Genomic DNA, 23,013 nt, shown 5'->3' on the forward strand with positions numbered 1-23,013 from the left:
CACGAAAAAGCCCGAACCGCATAGCGGCTCGGGCCCTGGTACTGGCGCTCGCTATTAACCGGGCACCCTAGTCGAGCTGCGGCAGCAGCGACTCCACGCTTTCTCTGGCGTCGCCGTAGAACATCCGCGTGTTCTCCTTGAAGAACAGCGGGTTTTCGATGCCGGAATAGCCGGTTCCCTGACCGCGCTTGCTGACGAAGACATTCTTGGCCTCCCACACCTTGAGCACCGGCATGCCGGCGATGGGACTGTTGGGGTCCTCCTGGGCCGCCGGGTTGACGATGTCGTTGGAGCCAATGACGATCACCACGTCGGTCGAGGCAAAGTCGTCGTTGATCTCGTCCATTTCCAGCACGATATCGTAGGGCACCCTGGCCTCGGCCAGCAGCACGTTCATGTGCCCGGGCAGGCGACCTGCCACCGGGTGAATGCCGAAGCGCACCTCCTTGCCGGCGTCGCGCAGCTTGCGCACCAGATCGCTCACCGCGTTCTGCGCCTGGGCTACCGCCATGCCGTAGCCCGGCACGATGATAACGCTGTCGGCGTCGTTGAGCGCGCCGGCCACGCCGGCCGAATCGATGGCGATCTGCTCGCCCTCGATTTCGGCTGCCGGGCCCTGGCTGCCGCCGAAGCCGCCGAGAATCACGTTGAGAAACTTGCGGTTCATCGCCTTGCACATGATGTAGGAGAGAATCGCACCCGAGGAACCCACCAGGGCGCCGGTGACGATCAGCAAATCGCTTGACAGCGTAAAGCCGATGGCCGCCGCCGCCCAGCCGGAGTAGCTGTTGAGCATGGAGACCACCACCGGCATGTCGGCGCCGCCGATGCCCATGATCAAATGCCAGCCGATGAAGAAGGCGAGAAGCGCCAGCAGCAGAAGCGTCCAGAAGCCTGCGCCGTTGATATAAGCCACCGCCAGCAGCAGGGATGCGGCGGCGGCGGCGGCGTTGAGCAGGTGGCCGCCGGGAAACTGCCGGGGCTTGCCGTCGACCTTGCCGGCAAGCTTGCCGAAGGCGATCACCGAACCGGTGAAGGTTACCGCGCCGATGAAGATGCCCAGCACGACCTCGATCTGCAGAAAGGTCAGCTCGGCCGGGGTTTTTTCCGCGACCAGGGCGGCAAAGGCGGAGAATTCATCGCTGGCGCTGCGAAGCGTCTGGCTGGCCAGCACCCGCCGACGCTCCAGGTCGGCGTTGAAGCCGACAAACACCGCCGCCAGACCCACAAAGGAGTGGAGCGCCGCCACCAGCTGCGGCATCTGGGTCATGTCGACCCGCCTGGCGATGTAGGCGCCGATCGCGCCGCCGATAATGACCAGCGGTATCAGCCAGCCAAAACCGCCCACGCCGGGCCCGAGCGCGGTGAACACCACCGCAATGGCCATGCCGACGATGCCGTACCACACCGCGCGCTTGGCTTTTTCCTGATTGCTCAGCCCGCCTAGGGACAGGATGAACAAGACACTGGCCGCAATGGCGGCGGCCGTGACGAACTGTTGTCCTAGCATTGCTTGATCTCCCCCGCTCAGGATTTCTGGAACATGGCGAGCATGCGCCGCGTCACCAGGAAACCGCCAAAGATGTTGGTCGAGGCGATCAGCACCGAGATGCCGGCCAGTAGCGCCACCGGCACGCTGCCGGAGCCGATCTGCAGAATCGCCCCCAGAATGATGATGCTGGAAATGGCGTTGGTCACCGCCATCAGCGGCGTATGCAGGGAGTGGCTGACGTTCCAGATCACCTGGTAGCCGACAAAGCAGGCCAGCACAAAAACGATGAAGTGCTGCATGAAGGAAGGAGGTGCCACCATGCCCAGCAGCAGCATCAGCGCGCCGCCTACTACCAGCATGGACACCTGGCTTTGGGTCTGCTTTTTGAAGGCGGCTTTTTCAGCGGCCTGCCTTTCTTCGGGGGTTGGCTCTTTTTCCCGGGGTTGGGGTTTGGCCGCGGCGATGGCCTTCACCTTGGGCGGCGGCGGCGGGTAAGTGATCTCGCCCTGATGGGCCACGGTGACGCCGCGGATCACGTCGTCTTCCATGTCGTGCACGACCCGGCCGTCCTTTTCAGGCGTCAGATCGGTGAGCAGGTGACGAATATTGTTGCCGTAGAGCAGCGAGGCCTGTGTGGCCATGCGCGACGGGAAGTCGGTGAAGCCGGCCACGATCACGCCGTTGTCGGTGACAATGCGCTGGTCGGGCACGGTGAGCTCGCAGTTGCCGCCGCGTTCCGCAGCCAGGTCGATCACCACCGAGCCCGGCTTCATGGCCTCGACCATGTCCTCGAGCCACAGCTTGGGGGCAGGGCGCCCCGGGATCAGCGCCGTGGTGATCACGATGTCGATCTCGGGTGCCTGCTCGCGGAACAGCGCCAGCTGCTTTTCACGAAACTCGGGGCTTGACGGCTCGGCATAGCCGCCGCTTTCCGAGCCGTCCTGGCTGTCTTCAAAGTCGAGGAACAGAAATTCGGCGCCCATGGACTCGATCTGCTCGGCCACCTCCGGGCGCACGTCAAAAGCGCGCACGATGGCCCCCAGGCCGGTGGCGGTGCCAATGGCGGCAAGCCCGGCGACGCCGGCGCCTACCACCAGTACCCTGGCCGGGGGCACCTTGCCCGCAGCGGTCACCTGGCCGGTAAAGAAGCGGCCAAACTGATTGCCCGCTTCGATGACGGCGCGGTAGCCGACGATATTGGCAGTGGACGACAGGGCATCCATCTTCTGGGCGCGCGAGATACGCGGCACCATGTCCATGGCGATCACGGTAGCGCCGGTTGCCTTGCAGCGTTCCAGTATCTCCTCGTTCTGGGCCGGCCAGAAAAACGAGATCAGCGTCTGGTCCTTACGCAGATAGCCCGCCTCGGTGTCGCCGGGTTCGCGCACCTTGATCACGATGTCCACCGCCTGCCACAGCGCCTCGGCACCTTCGATCAGAGTGACCCCTGCTTGGCGATAGGCTTCATCGGTGAAGCCTGCCGCCTCGCCGGCGCCGGCCTGAAGGTAGCATTCGTGACCAAGTTTCTGTATCTGGAGCGCACTGTCCGGCGTGAGCGCCACGCGCGCCTCACCGGCCGTGCTCTCTTTGGGTGCACCAATTTTCACCTTGGACTCCCCCTTGTTCGTATCGGTCGTTAGTGACGGTCGTTATTTATCATCGAGAACGCATAAAACCGGGTACGGTTTCCTTGACCGTGGCAAGAATGGCTCAGACTTGCACTGCCGGCCCGTTGTCATACCTCCATCGTGTTGTTGATCGGTTTGGCCTCCTCATCGTCCCACAGTAGCGCAGCAGACAGGCACCAGCGGGAAGAAAGATCAGCGAATTTCGGTTTTGTAGCTGAAGCGATCGGCACGGCCCTTGGTGGTTCGCACCTCGATGATACGGTCCTCCCTGGTATAGGTTGTTCGTTTGAGCACGACCACCGGGGTGCCCTTGTCGATATCGATCATCTCGGCCGTCCTGGCGTCGGCGGCGTCGGCGGTGAGCGTCTCCTGGGCGCGCACGACCGGGACGCCATACTGATCCAGGACGAGAGCGTAAAGGTAGTCGGGAATGTGAAGCGCCTTGTTCTCGAGGCCCGGCACTACGGTGGCAGGCCACCAGGAATACTCCACCAGAATCGGCTGGTTGCCGACCAGCCCCACACGCTCGATGTAGACCAGCTCGGTGCCTTCGGCCACGCCAAGACGCCGGCAGATATCGGCGGGGCCGGGCTGGCGGCAGCGCTCGGTGGTCTTTTTCTGAATGCGGATGGAGCGCCCTTCGGGATCGCCATAGGAGAAAAAGCGAAAGAGGCTCTTCTCGAAGTCCACCCGGGAAATATAGGTGCCTTTTCCCTGGTGTCTGAACAGCAGCTGCTCCCAGACCAGATTGGTGATGGCCTTCTTGACAGTGCCGGGGCTTACTCCCAGCGCCTTTGCCAGCTGCGACTCCGACGGAATCAGATCCCCCGGTACCAGCTGTCCCGTATTGACGAGGTGACGAATATGCTCCTCGACCACCCGATAGAGCGGCTTGCCTTTTGTGGCCTCGAGCGGCGTTGCGGAAAACAAGTGTAGACGGTCAACTTCTGTTGCCATATTCCCTTCCCCCCACTGATCCCGGGCCTGGCGTATTTGCCATTAGCTCGACGCTGTCAAAGTCGGTCCCGGTGCTGGCGTGCTTTCAAGGTTTTCGTGAGCGCTGGTGCGCCTGTTATGGCACCGACGCTGCCTTGGCCATGTTTGCGTCTGGCCCGGACTTTGTTTTCTAAAATTCTATTAAATTCAACAAGATATTTATTTTATAAAAAGTTGATGAAAAAGCGTTCGTGCTTTTGTAGGCGGCCTTGGGCCGGTTTTGTACTTCTTGTTTGACACCCTTTAAGCCCAAGTCTAGCCTATGATGTAGGTTATGTATATGACCTAGCGGTCAGATACTCCCTCATATAACAAGCACAATCACACGCCTGATTCCCGTGTAAAACGGAGCGGGCGAGGAGGAAAGACCCTGTGGAATTATTTGAGTACCTACCTCAGGTGTTGAGCGGCTGGAATCTCGTGATTCTTGTTGCCGGTACAGTCGTGGGACTGCTGCTTGGTGCTACCCCGGGGCTGAGTCCGACCATGGCGGTGGCATTGCTCATCCCCTTCACTTTCCAGATGGATGCTACCTCTGGCCTTATACTACTGGGCGTTCTGTATACCTCGACGGTAGCAGGTGGGGCAGTCAGCGCCATTCTGGTCAATATTCCGGGCGCTCCGGCCAATATAGCGACCATGCTCGACGGCCACCCGATGGCCAAAAAAGGCCGTGCTACCGAGGCCCTCCACTACTGCTTCATCAGCTCCGGCGTGGGCGGCATAATCGGCGTGCTGGTGCTGATCTTCTTTACGCCGGTGCTGGTAGGGTTTGCGCTGAGTTTTGGCCCCTCGGAGCTGTTCTGGACCGCGATCCTGGGCATTACGGTTATCGGTTCACTGGGCAGCAGTTCGGTTCTGAAAGGCTTGATCGCCGGGGCTTTCGGGATCTGGATTGCGCTGATCGGCTTTAATCCGGTCGCGGGAACCGAGCGTTTCGTATTCACCGAACATCTCCAGGGCGGCGTGACGATCATTCCGGCCCTGATCGGCCTGTTTGCCATTCCTCAAGTGTTTCAGATGATCGAGATGGCCAGGCAGGGCCGTGCTGGCGAGACCTTCGGCATGGAGCAAAGGCCGGTCTGGGCATCGGTTGTTTATAACCTGTCGAAAGTGCGCGCATTAGGTATCGGCAGCGTCATCGGTACCCTGGTGGGGCTGATTCCCGGCGCTGGAGGGCAGATAGCAGGGCTGATTGCCTATGACCAGACAAAAAAGTTTTCCCCGGATTCCGAGGCTTTTGGTCAGGGTGAGCCGGAAGGGGTGGTGGCCTCGGAAAGTGCCAACAACTCCATGGTTGGGGCTTCACTGGTTCCCATGCTGTCGCTGGGAATCCCGGGGAGTCCGACCGCGGCAGTACTGCTGGGTGGCCTTCTGATTCAGGGGCTGTTTCCCGGGCCGGATTTGTTTACAGAACATGCGCCGGTGGCCTGGACGTTCATGGGCGCGCTGCTGGTAAGTCAGGTCTTGCTGGTGATCTTCGGCCTTTATATCAGCCGGTTCAGTAAATACATCATTCGAATTCCCAAGCACTACATGGCAGCCGCCGTGGCGATTCTGGCAGTGTTCGGTACCTATAGCGTGCAAAACAGCGTGTCGGACGTCTACATCATGATGACCATGGGAGTGGCGATGTACTTTGCTACCTGGTTTGGGTTTAGCCCCGGTCCGGTAGTGCTGGGCATCATACTTGGGCCGATTGCCGAAACCAATTTCCTGCAAGGCGAGATGATCGCTCAGGCGATGGGCGGCACGGCCCAATACTTTCTCACCGGCAATATCAATATATTGCTGATAAGTCTCTGCGTTCTTTCCATCGGCTACAGTATCTTTGCCGAATATAGAACCAAGGCCAAGAGGCGTAGTCAGGAAACTGGTCGTACTATAGGAGTGCAGTCATGACTTCCGTGAAGCGTCACCTGACATCCCTTGTCACCTTGCTCATTGCCCTTGGTCTGGTAGCAGCTTCTTACTGGCCGTCGGAGTCCGGGTATGAGTTTCCGCAAATCATTGCCATCGTGACTGCCGCTATTTCAGCGATTCACTTGCTGGTGACGATAGCCACCAGAAAAGCGCACCGGACCGAATCCGCGGAAGCCGTTATTCCCTGGGCCGGAATTATACCTGTCCTGCTGATTCTCGGCGGTCTCCTGTTGGTTGCCGAGCGGCTGGGTTTTTTCGTGACCTCCTTCATGGCCTTCTCGTTAATCGCTGTGCTTTATACGCCGGGGCCATGGAGTTGGCGCCGAGTTATCCGCGGCTGTGCTATTTCAGCCATTTTCATGGGAGCGCTGTATGCCATCTTCGTTCTGTTGCTGGAAGTGCAGGTGCCAAAGGGAGCGCTGATATAAAGCGATGGAATGAAGAATTCAACAGTAATCAGCAGTAAAAGAACAATATTTATCCCCCGAGAGAGGAAGTGACAATGAAAAACAAACGCCAACTAAAGATAGTGAAAACCCTCGTGGGTATCGTCTCAGGCAGCTCGCTGTTGATGATGGGAAGTCTGGCATCCGCCGCCGAGGACTTTCCAACGCAGCCGCTGAACATGGTTGTTTCCTATTCGGCCGGCGGCGCCACTGATTTCCAGGCGCGTATTGCCAGCTCTAAATCGGAGCAGTACCTGGGCGAGCCGACTGCGATCGTCAACCGCCCGGGCGCCGGCGGCCAGGTAGGCTGGAACTATCTGGTCCAGAAAGGGAAGCAGGACGGCTATGACATAGCGGCGTATAACGTCCCCCATTTTATTGCGCAGTCCCTGATGTATGACACCCATTACAGCATCGACAATCTCGAGCCGATCGCTAACTGGGGGGCCGACCCGGCCGTTCTGATTGTGGGAAAGGATAGCCAGTTCGATACGGTCGATGAGCTGGTCAACTATGCCGAAGAGAACCCCGGCAAGGTGACGATGTCCGGTGCCGGCCTCTTTGTGGGCCACCATATTGCCGCGGTACAGCTGGAAAACGCTGCCGATATCGACCTGCAGTACATTCCCACTTCGGGGGGCGTCGACGCTTTGCGCCTCGTCGTTGGCGGCCAGGTCATGGCAGGTTTCAACAATCTCTCGGATGCCTATCGTAACCAGGATCGTCTAAAAATTCTGGGCGTTGCCGACACGGAACGGCACAGCGATTTCCTTCCCGACGTACCGACTTTTCAGGAGTCCGGCTACGAGGTCGACGATTCCAGTGTCAACATGCGTGGCGTCATGGCGCCATCCGGTGTCTCTGAAGAGCGTCTCGATGTGCTCTCCGAGAAGTTTGTGGAAATGTTCAACGATGAAGAAATCCAGGCCAAGCTCAAGAAAGGCGGGGCTCCCATGCGAGTCATGGATCGTGAGGAGCTAAAAGAGATGTGGAAGGAGCGTAAGGCTTATCTGGATGAGCTGTTTGAAGGCTTTGATGTCGAAGAGATAAAGGAAGAGAGCTGATACTGGACATTAAAGCTGCTGAGATATTGGGGCTTTAAGCCATGCATAAACAAGCAAGCGACGGCACGATTACCAGCGTCGTGACTGTCGCTGCCTGAAAAGCCGTATGGAGCAAGACAGCCATGAGTAACATGACATTGCAGCAGGATGCGTCATCCGAGGCGCAGGACATCGTGGCCGGCCTGATGGAGCGTGCCCGCACCGCTCAGGAGCAGTTTGCCCGGTACACTCAGGAGGAAGTCGATGAGGTGGTGACGGCCGTTGCCTGGGCGCTGGTGCATCCCGGACGCAACGAAGCCATCTCCCGGATGGCGGTCGAAACCACCGGGCTGGGTAACGTCAACGACAAGATCACCAAGAATCAGCGCAAGACGATGGGCCTGCTGCGCGATCTCAGGCAGGCCAAAAGCGTGGGCGTGATTCAGGAGCTGCCCGAGCTCGGACTGGTTGAAATTGCCCGGCCGGTAGGGGTGGTCGGTGCCGTTGTGCCCTCGACCAACCCGGCGGCTACGCCGACCAACAAAACCATCAACGCCCTCAAGGGCGGCAACGCCATCATCCTGGCCCCCTCGCCCAAGGGACAGCAGGTATGCGCCGAGCTTCTGGAGTATATGCACGCCGAGCTTGACCGGGTCGGCGCGCCCCGCGATCTGATACAGCAGCTGCCGGCGCCGGTCAGCAAGGCAACCACCTATGAGCTGATGAACCAGGTGGACCTGGTGGTCGTTACCGGCTCACAAAACAACGTGCGCTCCGCCTATTCCAGCGGCACTCCGGCGATCGGTGTCGGGGCGGGTAACGTGCCCGTGATCATCGACGATTCGGCCGACCTTAAGGAGGCGGCGCGCAAGATTGCCGCCTCAAAGACCTTTGACTACGCCACCAGCTGCTCGTCGGAAAACAGCCTGGTGATCCTCGACGGCGTTTACGATTCGGCCATTGCGGCACTTGAACAAAGCGGCGGCGCGATGCTTACCGCCGAAGAGAAACAGCAGCTGGAAGCGGCGATGTGGGAAGAGGGTAACCTCAGCCGACATGTCATTGCCCGTTCTGCTCCCGAGATTGCCCGGCTGGCGGGGCTGACGCGTCCGGCGCTGGAAAACGCGGCTTTCCTGATGGTCGCGGAGGACCAGGTTGGCAAGGAGCATCCCTTTTCGGGGGAAAAGCTCTCTCCGGTGCTGGCGGTGTATCGCGTTGAGGATTTCGATGCGGCCTTTACCCAGACCCACCGTCTGCTGGACCACCAGGGCAAGGGACACTCGTGCGGTATTCACACCGAAGACGAGTCCCATATCCAGCGCCTGGGGCTTGAGATGCCGGTCTGTCGCGTCATTGTGAACCAGGCCCATGCCTTTGCCTGCGGCGGTAATTTTGATAACGGCTTGCCGTTTTCGCTTTCCATGGGCTGCGGTACCTGGGGGGAAAACAGCATTTCGGAAAACCTCAACTACCGGCATTACCTCAATATCACTCGTATCGCCCGTACCATTCCCGTCGATGAGCCGTCCATGGATGAGCTCTTCGGCGGCTACCTGAGTCGTTATGGGCTTGCCAGTTCCTGATATATACAACAATGATGCTAGGAGTGTTGGCTTTATGACCATTCAAGATGCGATTCGCCGCTGGGCCTCCGATAGCGGAGACAGAGCCTTTCTGGTGTCTCCAGAAAATAACGAGACGCTAACTTTCCTGCAGCTTGACGAGCGCCTTGCCCAGATGGCGGCCCAGCTCGATGCCATGGGCATCGGGGCGGGTGAGCACGTGGCGATTCTCATGGACAACGGCCAGTGGACGGCCACGCTGCTGCTGGCGCTAATGGCCAGCGGGCGCGTGGCGGTACCGCTCAACGCCATTGCCGGCGACAGCCAGCTTGAGTACGTGCTGGATCACTGCGATGCCGATCTCGTGTTCGCCTCGCCGGCGCATGAGGAGCGGGCCGCTCAGCTTACCGGCCGGGTCGAACGGTCGATCCGGGTTATTCCGACCTGTCCGGATCGCGGGCCGAGCTGGGAAACCAGCGCGGACGCCGGTACGGCGTCCCTGCCGGCCGTCGATCCCGACGATACTGCCTTGCTGATGTACACGTCGGGCACCACCGGCAAGCCCAAGGGCGTCATGCTCAGCCACCGCAACGTGATCGCCGGCGGCATGAATACGGTAGAAGCGCACACCCTTTCCCGGGAGGATCGGGGGCTATGCGTGCTGCCGCTGTATCATATCAATGCCGAGATCGTGACATTGATCGCGCCGCTGATCAGCGGGGGCAGCGTGGTAATGCCGCACCGCTTCAGTACCCGTGCCTTCTGGGAGCTGATTCGCGAACAGCACTGCACCTGGTTCAGCGTGGTGCCCACCATTGTGACCTATCTACTGGAGCAGGCGAATAACGAGGATCCCGGGGTTCGGGACAACCCCGACTTTTCCCGGGTACGCTTCGGCCGTTCGGCGTCGTCGGCGCTGCCCGTTGCCACGCACAAGGCATTCGAAGAGGCCTTTGGCATACCGCTGATAGAAACCATGGGCCTGACCGAAACGGCAGCCCAGATCCTTTCCAACCCCTTGCCGCCTTTCCAGACAAGGTACGGTTCACCGGGCGTTGCCTACCGCAACAAGGTCAAGGTCGTCACCGAGAACGGCGAAGAAGCCAGGCGCGGCGAAGTCGGGGAGCTGGTGGTTCAGGGCGATAACGTGATGCAGGGCTACTACAAGAACCCCGAGGCGACCCAGGAGTCGCTGGATGAGGAGGGCTGGTTTTATACCGGCGACCTTGGCTATCAGGACGACGAGGATTTCTTCTTTATTACCGGCCGGCTCAAGGAGCTGATCATCAAGGGCGGCGAAAATATTGCGCCCCGGGAAATCGATGAAACCCTGCTCAGGCATCCGGCGATTCTGGAAGCTGCCGCCTTTGCCATCGACGATGCGCATTACGGTCAGGACATCATGGCGAGCGTGGTTCTCAAGCACAACCAGGAGGTAAGCGGAGAAGAGCTGACCGAGTTTTGCCAGGGGGAAATCGGCAAGTTCAAGACGCCCAGAGAGGTCCTGTTTGTACAGTGGCTGCCCAAGGGGCCGTCCGGCAAGGTCCAGCGGCTCAGCATTGCCGACATGCTCGATGACCTGAAGCAGAGCCCGGATATGGTTGCCGACAACCGGTGAAGTGGCAAACAGCGAAGCGGCGAAGCAGAGGCCCGGTATTCAACAGGCCCGGAGACCGACTTCCGGGCTATAGGGAGCGTCCGTTATGCAGTTCAATATCCAACGTATTCTGTATGCGACTGACCTCGGGCCGCACGGTCCCAAGGTCTTTCGCTGCGCCATAGGGCTGGCTGAAAAATTTGGTGCAGCAATTCATGTGCTTCACGTCATTGAGGATCCTGCCATTCTGCGAAACAACGTGGCCGAACGCTATATTTCGAGTTCCGTCTTGGGTACCTATCGCGGTACGGCCTTTGACGAAGCCGTTAGCGAGATAGAAAAACGGCTGGAGAGTTTTAGCCTGTCAGCGCTGGAGGCGGAGGATTCCCAGGGGGCAAGAGTGGCTGAAATCAGGGTGCTGGCCGGCCGCCCCGGGCGTACCATCCTCAACGAGGCGGAGCGTATAGATGCCGACTGCATCGTGCTGGGGACGCACCGCTATTCGGGAGTGAGCGACATGATCATTGGCTCAGTGGCAAGAAAAGTCACGCTCAAGACGCCGCGGCCGGTCTTTCTCTTTCCCGTCTGACGTTTCAGCCGGTTTGTTCATTTTCCTGTCCTTGCCGCCCTTCAGGGTAGAGCGGTGAGGTGGTGGAAAGCGCGCGGTGCGCCTCCATGGCGGGTTTGCCGCGCCCGGCGTTGCCAGCCTTCCATGTGATGCCGCCCCTCTGATCCCATAAGGTTTGCCAAGGCGCAACTCTGTTCGAATATACAGCATGCGTGGGTTTGGGGTATCCTGTGCCTTTTTGGCTCCTATCAGGAAATCAGTACCACATGTCCCAGTTTGATGCCGCTTCGTACGGCGCCAGCTCGATCGAAGTTCTGTCGGGGCTTGAACCGGTGCGCAAACGCCCCGGCATGTACACCGACACCTCCCGACCCAACCACATGGCCCAGGAAGTCATCGACAACAGCGTCGACGAGGCGCTGGCCGGGTACGCCAAAAGGGTCAGGGTGGCGCTGCTGGCGGACGGCGGTATCGAGGTGTCCGACGACGGCCGCGGGATGCCCATCGATACCCACCCCGAGCACGGCGTGTCCGGCGTCGAGCTGATCCTGACCAAGCTGCATTCCGGAGGCAAGTTCTCCGCTTCCAGCTACCGCTTTTCCGGCGGGCTGCACGGGGTCGGGGTTTCCGTGGTCAACGCGCTGTCGCGCCGGCTGGAAGTGGAGGTGACTCGCAGCGGCGCCCGCCACGCCATGGCCTTCGAGTTCGGGCAGAAGGTGGAAGAGCTGGCTCCGGCGGGCAAGGCACCCAAGCGCGCTCGCGGCACGCTGCTGCGTTTCTGGCCGGACGAGAGCTACTTCGACAGCCCCAAACTGGCAGTAGGGCGGATGAAACACCTGCTGCGCGCCAAGGCGGTGCTGTGCCCGGGGCTTGAAGTGACGCTGGTTGAGCCTGACGGCACCCAAAGCCAGTGGCAGTACGCTGACGGCCTGCGCGACTACCTGGTCGAGGCCACCGACGGCTATGAGGTGCTGCCCGCCGAGCCGTTTCTGGGCCATTTCAGCGACGACGACCACGGCGTGGACTGGGCCATCCAGTGGCTGCCCGAGGGCGGCGAAACCCTGGTGGAGTCCTACGTCAACCTGATTCCCACGCCCCTGGGCGGCACCCATATCAACGGCTTTCGCTCAGGGCTTCTGGACGCCCTGCGCGAGTTCTGCGAGTTCCGAAGCCTGTTGCCCCGGGGCATCAGGATCACCGCCGACGACCTCTGGGAGCGGGCGTCGTTCGTGCTCTCGGTGAAGATGCTCGACCCGCAGTTTGCCGGCCAGACCAAGGAGCGACTGTCATCGCGGGCCGTCTCAACGTTTGTCTCCGGCGTGGTCAAGGACGCTTTCTCGCTGTGGCTCAACCGCCACGTGGCCGATGGCGAAGCGCTGGCCGAGCTTGTGATCAGTGCCGCCCAGCGGCGCCAGAGAAAAGCCAAGAAGGTGGCGCGCAAGAAGGTGACCTCGGGCCCGGCGCTGCCCGGCAAGCTGGCCGACTGCTCCGGCCAGGACCCGGCCCAGAGCGAGCTGTTTCTGGTGGAGGGCGACAGCGCCGGGGGCAGCGCCAAGCAGGCGCGCAACCGCGAAACCCAGGCCATCATGCCGCTGCGGGGCAAGATTCTTAATACCTGGGAAGTGGAACCCCAGGATATCTACGGCTCCCAGGAAGTCCACGATATTGCCGTTGCCATCGGCGCCGACCCCGGCAGCGCCAACCTTGAGCGGCTGCGCTACCACAAGATCTGCATTCTTGCCGACGCCGACTCCGACGGCCTGCACATCGCCACGCTTTTGTGCGCGCTGTTCGTACGCCATTTCCCCAGCCTGGTGGACGCCGGCCACATCTTTGTTGCCATGCCGCCGCTGTACCGCATCGACCTGGGCCGGGAGGTTCACTATGCCCTGGACGAAAGCGAGAAGGACGCGATTCTCAAGCGGCTGGCGAAAAGGCGTGGCACCCCCAACGTCCAGCGTTTCAAGGGGCTTGGGGAGATGAGCCCTTTGCAGCTGCGCGAGACCACCATGGCGCCGGACACCCGCCGGCTGGTGCAGCTCACCCGCAGCGAGGGCGACGGCAGCGAGCAGATGCTTGACATGCTGCTGGCGAAAAAGCGCGCCTCCGACCGCAAGGAATGGCTGGAACACTACGGCAACCTCGCTGAGGTAGACGTATAAGCACCGGCGACGACCGATCTCGACAAGAGGCCCATTGATGAGCATGGATATTGCCGTGGCGGAAGGCGACGTTGAGCGCCTTTCCCTGCGCGACTACACCGAAAAAGCCTACCTCGACTATTCGATGTACGTCATTCTGGACCGGGCACTGCCCAACATCGGCGACGGGTTAAAGCCCGTGCAGCGGCGCATCGTCTACGCCATGCGCGAACTTTCGCTGTCGGCCAGTGCCAAGCACAAGAAGTCCGCGCGCACCGTGGGCGACGTGCTGGGCAAGTTTCACCCCCACGGCGACAGCGCCTGCTACGAAGCCATGGTGCTCATGGCCCAGCCGTTTTCCTACCGCTACCCGCTGGTGGACGGCCAGGGCAACTGGGGCAGTCCCGACGACCCCAAGTCGTTTGCTGCCATGCGCTACACCGAGGCGCGGCTTGCGACATTTGCCGAGGTGCTGCTCGCCGAGCTTGGCCAGGGCACTGTGGACTGGGCGCCCAACTTCGACGGCACCATGCAGGAGCCCGAAGTGCTGCCCGCTCGGCTGCCGCACATTCTTTTGAACGGCGGCACCGGCATTGCCGTCGGCATGGCCACGGATATTCCGCCGCATAACGTAAACGAGGTGGTCGAGGCGACCTGCCATCTGCTGCGCCACCCGGATGCCACCACTACCGATCTGACGGAATATTTGCCGGGGCCGGACTTTCCTACTGAGGCGGAGATCATTACCCCGCGGGCGGATCTGCGCAAGCTCTACGAAGCCGGGCGCGGCTCGGTGAAGATGCGCGCGCGCTTTGTCCGCGAAGACGCCAACATCGTGATTACCGCGCTGCCGTACCAGGTCAGCGGGGCCCGGGTGCTGGAGCAGATCGCCTCCCAGATGCAGGCCAGGAAATTACCCATGGTCGCCGACCTGCGCGACGAGTCCACCCACGAGGAGCCCACCCGGCTGGTCATCGAACCGCGCTCGGCAAGAGTCGACGTCGACGCGCTGATGGCGCATCTGTTTGCCACTACGGATCTGGAAAAGAACGCTCGCGTTAATTTCAACGTCATCGGTCTCGACGGCCGCCCTCGGGTGATGGCGCTGCCCGAGCTTTTGGGCCAGTGGCTCACCTTTCGCCGGGAGACGGTGCGCCGCCGGCTTGAGCATCGGCTGGGCAAGGTCGAGGATCGGCTGCACCTGCTGGAAGGGCTTCTGACCGCCTATCTCAACCTGGACGAGGTGATCCGCATCATCCGCGAGGAGGACGCGCCCAAGCCCGCGTTGGTCGCCGCTTTCGGTCTCTCCGAGCGCCAGGCCGAGGCGATTCTGGAGCTGCGCCTGCGCCATCTGGCCAGGCTTGAAGAAATGAAGCTTCGCGGCGAACAGGACGAGCTGGAAAAGGAGCGCAAGCGCCTGGAAAGGCTGCTGGGCAGCGAGGCCAGGCTTACCACCCTGATCGAGAAAGAGCTGCGCGCGGCGGGCAAGGAGCACGGCGACGCGCGCCGCTCGCCGCTGGTGGAGCGCAAGGAAGCCCGGGCGCTGTCCGAGGTGGAGCTTCTGGGCGCCGACCCGATCACCGTGGTGCTCTCCGAAAAGGGCTGGATTCGCGCCGCCAAGGGCCACGAGATCGACCCGGCAGGGCTCTCCTTCAAGGCCGGCGACCGCTTTGCCCTGGCCGCTCGGGGCAAGACCAACCAGCCGCTGGTGCTGCTCGACGATACCGGTCGCGCCTATACGCTTGCCGCGCACAACCTGCCCGGCGCCCGGGGGCAGGGCGAACCGGTGACCGGCCGAGTCAATGTGGCCGCCGGCGCGCAGATGGCCGGTTTGCTGCTAGCCCCGCCGGAGCAGCGCTTCGTGCTGGCCTCGGACGGCGGTTACGGCTTTGTCGCCGAGCTTTCCGCATTGACCGGCAAGAACCGCGCCGGCAAGGCGGCGCTGACGCTGCCCAAGGGCTGCAGCGTGCTGCCTCCGGCGGTCATTCCCGACCGCGAAGAAGAAGCGCTGTGGGTGGCGGCGATCTCCAACGAAGGGCGGCTTTTGCTGTTTAGGCTCGACCAGCTGCCGAAAATGGCGCGGGGCAAGGGTAACAAGCTGCTGGATATCCCGCCGGCCCGCGCGGCCAACCGCGAAGAGTTGGTCCGCGATATGACCGTGTTGGCGGAGAGCGACTCGTTGGTGGTGTACGCCGGCAGGCGCAAGCTGACGCTCAAGCCCGCCGACCTGGAATACTATCGCGGCGAGCGCGGCCGGCGCGGCAGCAAGCTGCCTCGGGGCTTTCAAAAAGTCGACAGTCTGCAGGCGCTGCCTGCCGAGTCGCGATAACGGCCGATTCGCCAAGCATGCCATAGAGGATAAAAAGAGAGTCACATGAGCCAACACGCACTGGTATTAACGCTGCTGGGCGAGTCGCTGCCCGCTTCGCTGCTGGATGACGTCACGGCGCTGACCGAGCGCCTGGGGCTGCACGCCTCGGCCCATCGCTGGCTGACCGATAAAGCCGCCGAACGCGCGCCGGGCCGAGCCGCCTGCCTTGCGATTGAGCTTGGCGGTCAGGCGCTGGCGGAAGGTCGGCTGGACGCGGAGGCGCTGCGCGAGCAGGCGCTGGCGCTGGGCCGTGCCCGGGGTGTGGACGTGGCGGTTCAGGATGCCGACGAGTGGCGCGGCCATCGCCGGCTGGTGTGCTTTGACATGGATTCCACGCTGATCAAGACCGAGGTCATCGACGAGCTGGCGCGCCGCCACGGCGTCGGGGGCGAAGTGGCGGCGGTGACCGAGCGGGCCATGCGCGGCGAGCTGGACTTTCAGCAGAGCTTTCGCGCGCGCATGGCCAAGCTCGAAGGACTGGACGAGGCGGTGCTTGAAGACATCGCCGCTAACCTTCCGCTGATGGACGGGCTGGAAACGCTGATGGCTGGTCTCAAGCGCCACGGCTACCGTACGGCGATCCTCTCCGGCGGCTTTACCTATTTCGCCCGGCATCTGCAAAAGCGCTTCGGCTTTGACGAGGTCCACGCCAACGAGCTGATCATCGAGAACGGCCGCGTCACCGGCGAGGTGCGCGAGCCCATCGTGGATGCGGCGCGCAAGGCCTGGCTGCTGGAAGACATGGCAGCGCGCGAAGGCTTATCCCTGAGTCAGACCGTGGCGGTGGGCGACGGCGCCAACGACCTGGAGATGCTTTCCCGGGCGGGGCTCGGCATTGCCTTTCGTGCCAAGCCGGTAGTGCGCGAAAAGGCCCGCCAGTCGATTACCGCCCTGGGGCTGGACGCCGTGCTTTATCTCATGGGCCACTCCCGGGCCGCGCCTGCCGTCGAGGCGTCTGCCGATACGTCTGCAGGCTAGTCGTCGTTGTCCGCAACGACGTCTTTGTCCGGCGGCGCCGCCGGGTTGTCGCTGCCTTCCTCGCGTAGCTCTCGCGGGTTGCCGCCGGTCTTGTCGGCGCGCTCAAGCTTCATGTGCAGGCCGGTCTTGGACAGCATGTGGGCGCTGACCGGGGCGGTGATGAACAAAAACAGCGTGATCAGCATCTCCTGGATGCTGGGGGTGCCGTGAAGCCCCCAGAAATACGTCATGGAGGCTATCAGTATGCAGCCAACGCCCAGGGTGGAAACCTTGGTGGGGCCGTGCAGGCGCATGTAAAAATCTTTCAGGTGCGCCATCCCCAGCGAGCCGATAAAGGCGAAAATACCGCCGGCTACCAGCAGTATCGATGCCAGCAGTTCTATCAGCGTATTCATTCGATAATATCTCCGCGCAGGATGTACTTGCAGATGGCCACGGTGCTGACAAAGCCTAGCATGGCGATCAGCAGGGCGGCTTCAAAATAGGTTTTGCTGTCCAGCCACAGGCCGAACATGGCCACCAGCGCAATGGAGTTGACGTACATGGTGTCCAGCGCCAGCACCCGGTCCGGCAGGCGTGGCCCCCGAGTCAGACGGTAGAGATTCATCATCAGGGCCAGAACCACCAGCATCAGGGCTATCGGCAGCGCAGTGCTCAGCATTCGAAAATCTCCTTGAGCGGTCGCTCATAGCGCTGGCGAATCTGCTCTATCAGCGCGTCGGGGTCTTCCACGTCCAGCGCGTGGATCAAAAGCGACTTGCCGTCCAGGCGCAGGTTGGCCGATACCGTCCCCGGCGTCAGGGTGATCGTGCTGGCCAGCAGGGTAATGGTAAAGCGCTCCTCGAGCATGAGCGGATATTCAACGAAGTAGGGACGCGTTTTACGCCAGGGGTTGACGATCAGGTAGGCCACTTCGAAGTTGGCGACGATGATGTCGCCAACCACGCGCAGCACGTAGCGCGCCAGCAGCCAGGGCTTTTGAATGTGCGGCTGAACGTCCCAGAAACGATGGGTCGCCAGCGGAATGGCGATCCCCAGCAGGCCTCCCAGCAGAATTTGCCCGGGGGCGATGCTGTGCGTCAGCAGCAGCCAGACCGTCAGCAGGAGAAGGGAGAGTACCGGCGTGGGCAGCCAGGGGCGCGGCTTGATCATGGCATATCTCCTGTGGTTGACAGCTCCGTTGCAGGCAGCAGCGTTTGTATGAGCGCCTCGGGGTGGGCCAGCTGTTCGGCGGTGGCCTGGGTGTAGTCGCTCACCGGGCCGGCAAATGCCACCAGGGCTATCGGGGCAGCCGCGACCAGCAGGATGACGCCGAAACACTGGGCCCAGGGCAGGGCGTCACCGCCGGACGTACCGCGGTGGCTGGCCCAGAACATGGTCGAGCCCGCCCGGGAAAGCGCCACCAGCGAAGCGAGCCCCGCCAGCAGCAAGATCGGCCACAGCCACAGCCGCTGGCTGCCTTCGGCGGCGTTGAGCAGCAGCGCCTTGCCCAGCGCGCCGGATAGCGGCGGGATCCCCGCCACGGCGACGCTGCCAAGGAAAAACAGCAGCGCCAGTCCGCCGCCTTCGGCCATGGGCCGCCCCTTGACCAGCCGCGTACCGGCCTTGCCGCGCTGGGTGCCGATCATGGCCGCGAGCAGGAAAAGCCCGCCGGTCACCAGCGTGGTATGAATCAGGTAATAAAGCAGCGCGGATATGGCCTCGGGCGTGCGCATGCCGATGCCGGCCAGCAGGGTGCCCACCGAGACCAGCACCAGATACGCCACCAGCAGGCGCAGATCCCGGGTGGCGAGCACGCCCATGGCGGCGACGACCAGAGTGCCAAGCCCCAGCCACCATACCCAGGGCTGTTCCAGCGCGGCAAGCCCGCCGGCCTGATCGCTGAAGATCAGCGTATACACTCGCAGGATCGAGTAAATACCCACCTTGGTCATAATCGCAAACAGCGCCGCTACCGGCGGCGGGGCATAGCCGTAGGTGCGCGGCAGCCAGAAATACAGCGGCAGCATGGCGGCTTTCAGTCCGAATACCACCAGCAGCATCAGCGCGCCGGCCACTACCAACCCCTCGCGTTCGGCAGGCAGCTCGGCCACGCGCAGGGCCATATCGGCCATGTTGAGCGTGCCGGTTGCCCCGTAGAGAATGCCCACGGCGATCAGAAACAGCGACGAGCCGGCGAGGTTGAGCACCACGTAGTGCACGCTTGCCTGGATGCGCGCCTTGCCGCCGCCGTGGAGCAACAGGGCGTAGGACGCCAGCAGCAGCACCTCGAAGAAGACGAAGAGGTTGAAAAGGTCGCCGGTCAAAAAGGCGCCGTTGAGGCCTACCAGCTGCCACTGGAAAAGGCCGTGGAAGTTGCTGCCCTTTTCGTCGTCGCCGCCGCAGGAATGAATCACCGCGCCCAGGGCCAGCAGCGACGTCACCGCCACCATCAGCGCCGAGAGGCGGTCAAGCACCAGCACGATGCCGAAGGGCGGCTGCCAGCTGCCCAACGCATAGTAGGTCACCTCGCCGCTCGCGGCCTGACACAGCAGCGCCACGGAAACCCCGACCAGCGCCGCCGTGGCTGCCACGCTGATGGCGCGCTTCTTGACGCTCAGCCGGCCAAGGCGGCGGTAGAGCAGCAGAATCCCCGTCAGCATGGGCAGCACGACGGGCAGAATAATCAGGTGCTGGGTCATTCGTGATCGTCCTTCTTGCCGTCCACGTGGTCGTTACCCACTTCGCTTCGCGCGCGCATGGCGAGGATCACGACAAAGGCCGTCATGGCAAAGCCGATGACGATGGCGGTCAGCACCAGCGCCTGGGGGAGCGGGTCGGCGTAGTCCACGGCCTGCTTGGCGGCGTCGCTGATCAGCACCGCGCCGTTGGTGGTCAGCCCGCCCATGGAAAACAAAAAGAGGTTGACCGCGTAGGAAAGCAGGGTGAGCCCCACGACCACGGGAAAGGTGCGCCCGCGCAGGGTCAGATAAAGCCCGCAGGCAGTGAGAATACCGGTCGCTATGGCGTAAAGCGCTTCCATCAGCTGGACTCCTTGCCGTTGCCGTTGCCGTTGCCGTTGCCGTTGCCGTTGCCGGGAGTGGTGCTGTCGGTATGCTCTGCCGGCGCGTCGGGTACCGGGCGATGGGGCGTGGTGACCTTGCCCAGGTTGGCCAGAATCATCAGCGTCGCGCCCACCACGGCGAGGTATACCCCGAGGTCGAACAGCAGAGCGGTGGCCAGCTCGACCTCGCCAATCAGCGGCAGCGAGAAGTGGCCGAAGGCCGAGGTCAAAAACGGTTTGCCAAACAGCCAGCTGCCAACCCCGGTCAGCGTCGCCGTGGCCACACCGGCGACCGCTATCGGCTGGAAGGGGAAGTCGAGGCGCTTCTGGGCCCAGTCCACCCCCCGCGCCACGTACAGCAGAATCAGCGCCACCGCGGTGACCAGGCCGGCAATGAAGCCGCCGCCGGGCTCGTTGTGGCCGCGCAGGAAGATAAAGGCCGAGACCAGCAGTGCCAGCGGCAGCAGCGCCATGGAGATCGACTTGAGTATGGGCGGATAGCGATCCGGCGACCAGGGGCGACCCTCCACGTCGCTGTGGGGCATGAACAGCCGCAGGCGATTGAGCAGCTTGAAAATGGCCAGGCCGGCCAGCGCCAGCACGGTGATTTCGCCCAGGGTATCAAAGCCGCGGAAGTCCACCAGAATGACGTTGACGGCGTTGTGCCCGCCGCCGCCGGGGACGCTGTTGGCGATGAAAAAGTCGGAAATCGACACCGTGCCCCGGGTCAGCACCGCGTAGTTGAGGCTGGCGACCACCAGCCCCAGTGCGCTTGCCAGCAGGATGTCGCGGACGTTGCGCATGGGGCTTGAGTCACGGGGGGTGCGCTGGGGCAGGAAAAACAGCGCCAGCATCAGCAGGATCATGGTCACGACTTCCACCGACAGCTGGGTCAGAGCCAGGTCCGGCGCCGAGTAGCGGGCAAAGGTCAGCGCCACAAACAGCCCCACGGTCGAGAGCATCAGCAAGGAAATCAGGCGGAAGCGGTGGGTGGCGGCGGTGGCGATACCGCCGAATACCAGCATGGCCGCGCCGAACAGCACCATGCCGTCGATCGGCTGGTTGCCCTGGGCGCCGGTCAGCGGCGCGATTTGCGCCAGGCCGATGACGCCGCTGACCAGCGCTGCCAGCATGAGAAACGCCATGTAGCGCTGCAGTGAGTTGCCCTCCAGCCAGGTCACGGTGCGTTCCGAGCCGTGCTTGCAGGCCAGCACGCCGCGCTCGAAAACAAACCTTGCATCCAGCCCCTTGAACTGGCTGAGAAAGCGGCGCATGTCGCGGTGATAGCCGTACATCAGCGCGCCGCCGGCCAGGGCTATGACGCTCATCGCCAGCGGGAGGTTAAAGCCGTGCCATAGGGCCAGGTGGAATTCCAGCGGCTCGCCGAGGACGGCGAGGGTGGCCAGGTCCAAAAGGCCGCCGGCAAAAAACATCGGAAACAGGCCGACCAGCACGCACAGCGCTACCAGCAGCTCCACCGGGGCGCGCATCAGCCGCGGCGGCTCGTGGGGAGGCTTGGGGGGCGCCTTGCGCGGCGGCTTGAAAAATACGGCGTGGGCCAGGCGCAGCGAATAGGCCACCGAGAGCACGCCGCCCAGGGTGGCGAGTACCGGCATGGTCCAGCTCAGGCCGGCGAGGATCGGCGTGTTCAGCGCTTCGGTAAAGAGCATTTCCTTGGACAGAAAGCCGTTCAAAAGCGGCACGCCGGCCATGGCCGCCGCGGCAACCGAGGTCAGCACCGCCATTACCGGCATGCTGGTGCGCAGCCCGCCCAGGCGCTTGAGTTCCCGGGTACCGGCTTCGTGGTCGATGATACCGGCACTCATGAACAGCGCCGCCTTGAAGGTGGCGTGATTGAGGATATGAAACAGCGCGGCAAGAATCGCCATGGGGCTGCCGATGCCCAGCAGCATGGTGATCAGCCCCAGGTGGCTGACGGTGGAAAAGGCCAGAATCCCCTTGAGATCGGTCTTGAACAGCGCAAACCAGGCGCCGTAGAGCAGCGTGACCGTTCCGGTTAGGGATACCAGCACGGTCCAGAGCACGTGGTCGCCGATGGCGGGATGCAGCCGCGCCATGAGCAGGATACCGGCCTTGACCATGGTGGCCGAGTGCAGGTAGGCCGATACCGGGGTCGGCGCGGCCATGGCGTGGGGCAGCCAGAACTGGAAGGGGAACTGCGCCGACTTGGTAAAGGCGCCCAGCAGCACCAGCACCAGCATGGCCGGGTAGCGCGGGTCGGCGGTAATGGCATCGCCGCTGGCCAGCACCACGTTCATGTCGAAACTGCCGGCCATGTGGCCCAGCAGCAAAACGCCGGCCAGCAGGGCAAGCCCGCCGGCGCCGGTGACGGTGAGCGCCATGCGCGCGCCCTTGCGCGCTGCGCTCTGGGTAGTCCAGAAGCCGATGAGCAGAAATGAAGCCAGGCTGGTGAGCTCCCAGTAAAGCCACAGCAAAATCAGGTTGTCGGCCATGGCAATGCCCACCATGGACGCCATGAACAGCACCATGAAGGCGTAAAAACGCCCCACCGGCTCGTCGTCCGCCAGATAAAAGTGGGCGTAGAGCAGAATCAAAAGCCCGATGCCCAGAATCAGCAGATTGAATAAAAGCGTGAGGCCGTCCAGCCGCAGCGCCAGCTCCAGCCCCAGCTGGGGCAGCCAGCCTGCGCCAAAGCGCAGCGTCTCGCCGTCGGCAAGCGCGGGGATCTGCGCAAGCGTCAGCGCCAGGGCAATGGCGGGCAGCGCGGTAGTGACAAGGGTGCAGGTAGCGCGCCCACGGCGTGCGCCAAGCACAGGGGCAAACACGCCCGCAAGCGGCAGTAAGGCTATCCACAGCAGTGTCATGGGGTCATCCAGCGGTTGAGTATCGTCGAGTGGCGTCCGTGCTGGCACGGCGCAAACCTTGGAGCCTACCAGTTGATTCGCCTTTGGGGAACTTTACTGCGCCCGTTTTGCTCGCCGAACAGCCATTGACAAACTTCGCCGAGACTGATTTTCTAAAGGCATGAAAATTTCCATGACGCTTCTTGTACTAGACCTACGACTACTAAGCGCTCGCCTCTGACACTTCAGGGCCGGGCAAGCGCCTCCGGGCGCGCATTCAAAGCATCGTCGTTAGCTGTTACAAGGTAAACTGTCATGGGATTCAAAGAAGCGCATTATTTTTGCAGCAAGTACCGTTTTTTCACTACGTCTTCTCGTCTGGAAAGCGGTGCCAGCCGTG

General features: G+C 62.3%; 18 protein-coding genes. 9 read left to right on the plus strand and 9 right to left on the minus strand.

Annotated features, from left to right (window positions below):
* Positions 1–67: 67 nt before the first annotated feature.
* From P1P91_RS06495 to P1P91_RS06505, 3 genes are all read right to left on the minus strand, one after another.
* Positions 68–1,510, minus strand: a complete 1,443-nt coding sequence (locus P1P91_RS06495; protein ID WP_311885357.1) for an NAD(P)(+) transhydrogenase (Re/Si-specific) subunit beta — start codon at positions 1,508–1,510, stop codon at positions 68–70.
* A gap of 17 nt (positions 1,511–1,527) precedes the next feature.
* The gene (locus P1P91_RS06500; RefSeq protein ID WP_311885359.1) at positions 1,528–3,099 is read right to left on the minus strand and encodes a Re/Si-specific NAD(P)(+) transhydrogenase subunit alpha; all 1,572 of its coding nucleotides are present in this window, start codon (positions 3,097–3,099) and stop codon (positions 1,528–1,530) included.
* A 213-nt stretch (positions 3,100–3,312) separates the two neighbouring features.
* Positions 3,313–4,077: a GntR family transcriptional regulator gene (locus P1P91_RS06505; protein WP_311885361.1), complete on the minus strand. Its 765-nt coding sequence runs from the start codon at positions 4,075–4,077 to the stop codon at positions 3,313–3,315.
* Between the two features lie 411 nt (positions 4,078–4,488).
* On the opposite strand from P1P91_RS06505, the gene P1P91_RS06510 reads away from it, so the two are divergent.
* The 9 genes from P1P91_RS06510 to serB all read left to right on the plus strand — a co-directional run bounded on the left by P1P91_RS06510 (position 4,489) and on the right by serB (position 16,745).
* Positions 4,489–6,018: a tripartite tricarboxylate transporter permease gene (locus P1P91_RS06510; protein ID WP_311885363.1), complete on the plus strand. Its 1,530-nt coding sequence runs from the start codon at positions 4,489–4,491 to the stop codon at positions 6,016–6,018.
* Positions 6,015–6,467, plus strand: coding sequence for a tripartite tricarboxylate transporter TctB family protein (locus P1P91_RS06515; protein ID WP_311885365.1), 453 nt, complete (start codon positions 6,015–6,017; stop codon positions 6,465–6,467). The genes P1P91_RS06510 and P1P91_RS06515 overlap by 4 nt, the downstream gene beginning before the upstream one ends.
* A gap of 74 nt (positions 6,468–6,541) precedes the next feature.
* The gene (locus P1P91_RS06520; RefSeq protein ID WP_311885366.1) at positions 6,542–7,549 is read left to right on the plus strand and encodes a Bug family tripartite tricarboxylate transporter substrate binding protein; all 1,008 of its coding nucleotides are present in this window, start codon (positions 6,542–6,544) and stop codon (positions 7,547–7,549) included.
* A 122-nt stretch (positions 7,550–7,671) separates the two neighbouring features.
* On the plus strand, positions 7,672–9,111 hold the full coding sequence (gene sauS, locus P1P91_RS06525) for an acylating sulfoacetaldehyde dehydrogenase (RefSeq protein WP_311885368.1): 1,440 nt from the start codon (positions 7,672–7,674) through the stop codon (positions 9,109–9,111).
* 34 nt (positions 9,112–9,145) lie between these two features.
* Positions 9,146–10,708, plus strand: a complete 1,563-nt coding sequence (locus tag P1P91_RS06530) for an AMP-binding protein (protein WP_311885369.1) — start codon at positions 9,146–9,148, stop codon at positions 10,706–10,708.
* 85 nt (positions 10,709–10,793) lie between these two features.
* Positions 10,794–11,276, plus strand: coding sequence for a universal stress protein (locus tag P1P91_RS06535; protein WP_311885371.1), 483 nt, complete (start codon positions 10,794–10,796; stop codon positions 11,274–11,276).
* A gap of 245 nt (positions 11,277–11,521) precedes the next feature.
* A complete protein-coding gene (parE, locus tag P1P91_RS06540) occupies positions 11,522–13,417 on the plus strand; it encodes a DNA topoisomerase IV subunit B (protein ID WP_311885372.1) in 1,896 nt (631 codons plus the stop codon).
* A gap of 37 nt (positions 13,418–13,454) precedes the next feature.
* Positions 13,455–15,725, plus strand: a complete 2,271-nt coding sequence (gene parC / locus P1P91_RS06545; RefSeq protein WP_311885373.1) for a DNA topoisomerase IV subunit A — start codon at positions 13,455–13,457, stop codon at positions 15,723–15,725.
* A 45-nt stretch (positions 15,726–15,770) separates the two neighbouring features.
* Positions 15,771–16,745, plus strand: a complete 975-nt coding sequence (gene serB, locus P1P91_RS06550; RefSeq protein ID WP_311885374.1) for a phosphoserine phosphatase SerB — start codon at positions 15,771–15,773, stop codon at positions 16,743–16,745.
* Here the strand turns inward: serB and P1P91_RS06555 are convergent.
* Genes P1P91_RS06555 through P1P91_RS06580 form a run of 6 tightly spaced genes read right to left on the minus strand, consistent with a single transcriptional unit; the run spans position 16,742 to position 22,634 of the window.
* Positions 16,742–17,140, minus strand: coding sequence for a Na+/H+ antiporter subunit G (locus tag P1P91_RS06555; protein WP_311885375.1), 399 nt, complete (start codon positions 17,138–17,140; stop codon positions 16,742–16,744). The two genes, serB and P1P91_RS06555, sit on opposite strands and share 4 nt — an antisense overlap.
* Positions 17,137–17,406 (minus strand): K+/H+ antiporter subunit F, encoded by a 270-nt coding sequence (locus tag P1P91_RS06560; RefSeq protein WP_311885377.1) that lies wholly within the window; start codon positions 17,404–17,406, stop codon positions 17,137–17,139. Before P1P91_RS06560 ends, P1P91_RS06555 begins: the two co-directional genes overlap by 4 nt.
* The gene (locus P1P91_RS06565) at positions 17,400–17,897 is read right to left on the minus strand and encodes a Na+/H+ antiporter subunit E (RefSeq protein WP_311885378.1); all 498 of its coding nucleotides are present in this window, start codon (positions 17,895–17,897) and stop codon (positions 17,400–17,402) included. The genes P1P91_RS06560 and P1P91_RS06565 overlap by 7 nt, the downstream gene beginning before the upstream one ends.
* Positions 17,894–19,426, minus strand: coding sequence for a monovalent cation/H+ antiporter subunit D (locus P1P91_RS06570; protein ID WP_311885379.1), 1,533 nt, complete (start codon positions 19,424–19,426; stop codon positions 17,894–17,896). Before P1P91_RS06570 ends, P1P91_RS06565 begins: the two co-directional genes overlap by 4 nt.
* Positions 19,423–19,767, minus strand: coding sequence for a Na+/H+ antiporter subunit C (locus P1P91_RS06575; RefSeq protein ID WP_311885381.1), 345 nt, complete (start codon positions 19,765–19,767; stop codon positions 19,423–19,425). Before P1P91_RS06575 ends, P1P91_RS06570 begins: the two co-directional genes overlap by 4 nt.
* A complete protein-coding gene (locus tag P1P91_RS06580; protein ID WP_311885383.1) occupies positions 19,767–22,634 on the minus strand; it encodes a monovalent cation/H+ antiporter subunit A in 2,868 nt (955 codons plus the stop codon). Before P1P91_RS06580 ends, P1P91_RS06575 begins: the two co-directional genes overlap by 1 nt.
* Positions 22,635–23,013: the final 379 nt, after the last annotated feature.

It is taken from the genome of Halomonas piscis (assembly GCF_031886125.1).
GTDB lineage: Bacteria > Pseudomonadota > Gammaproteobacteria > Pseudomonadales > Halomonadaceae > Vreelandella > Vreelandella piscis.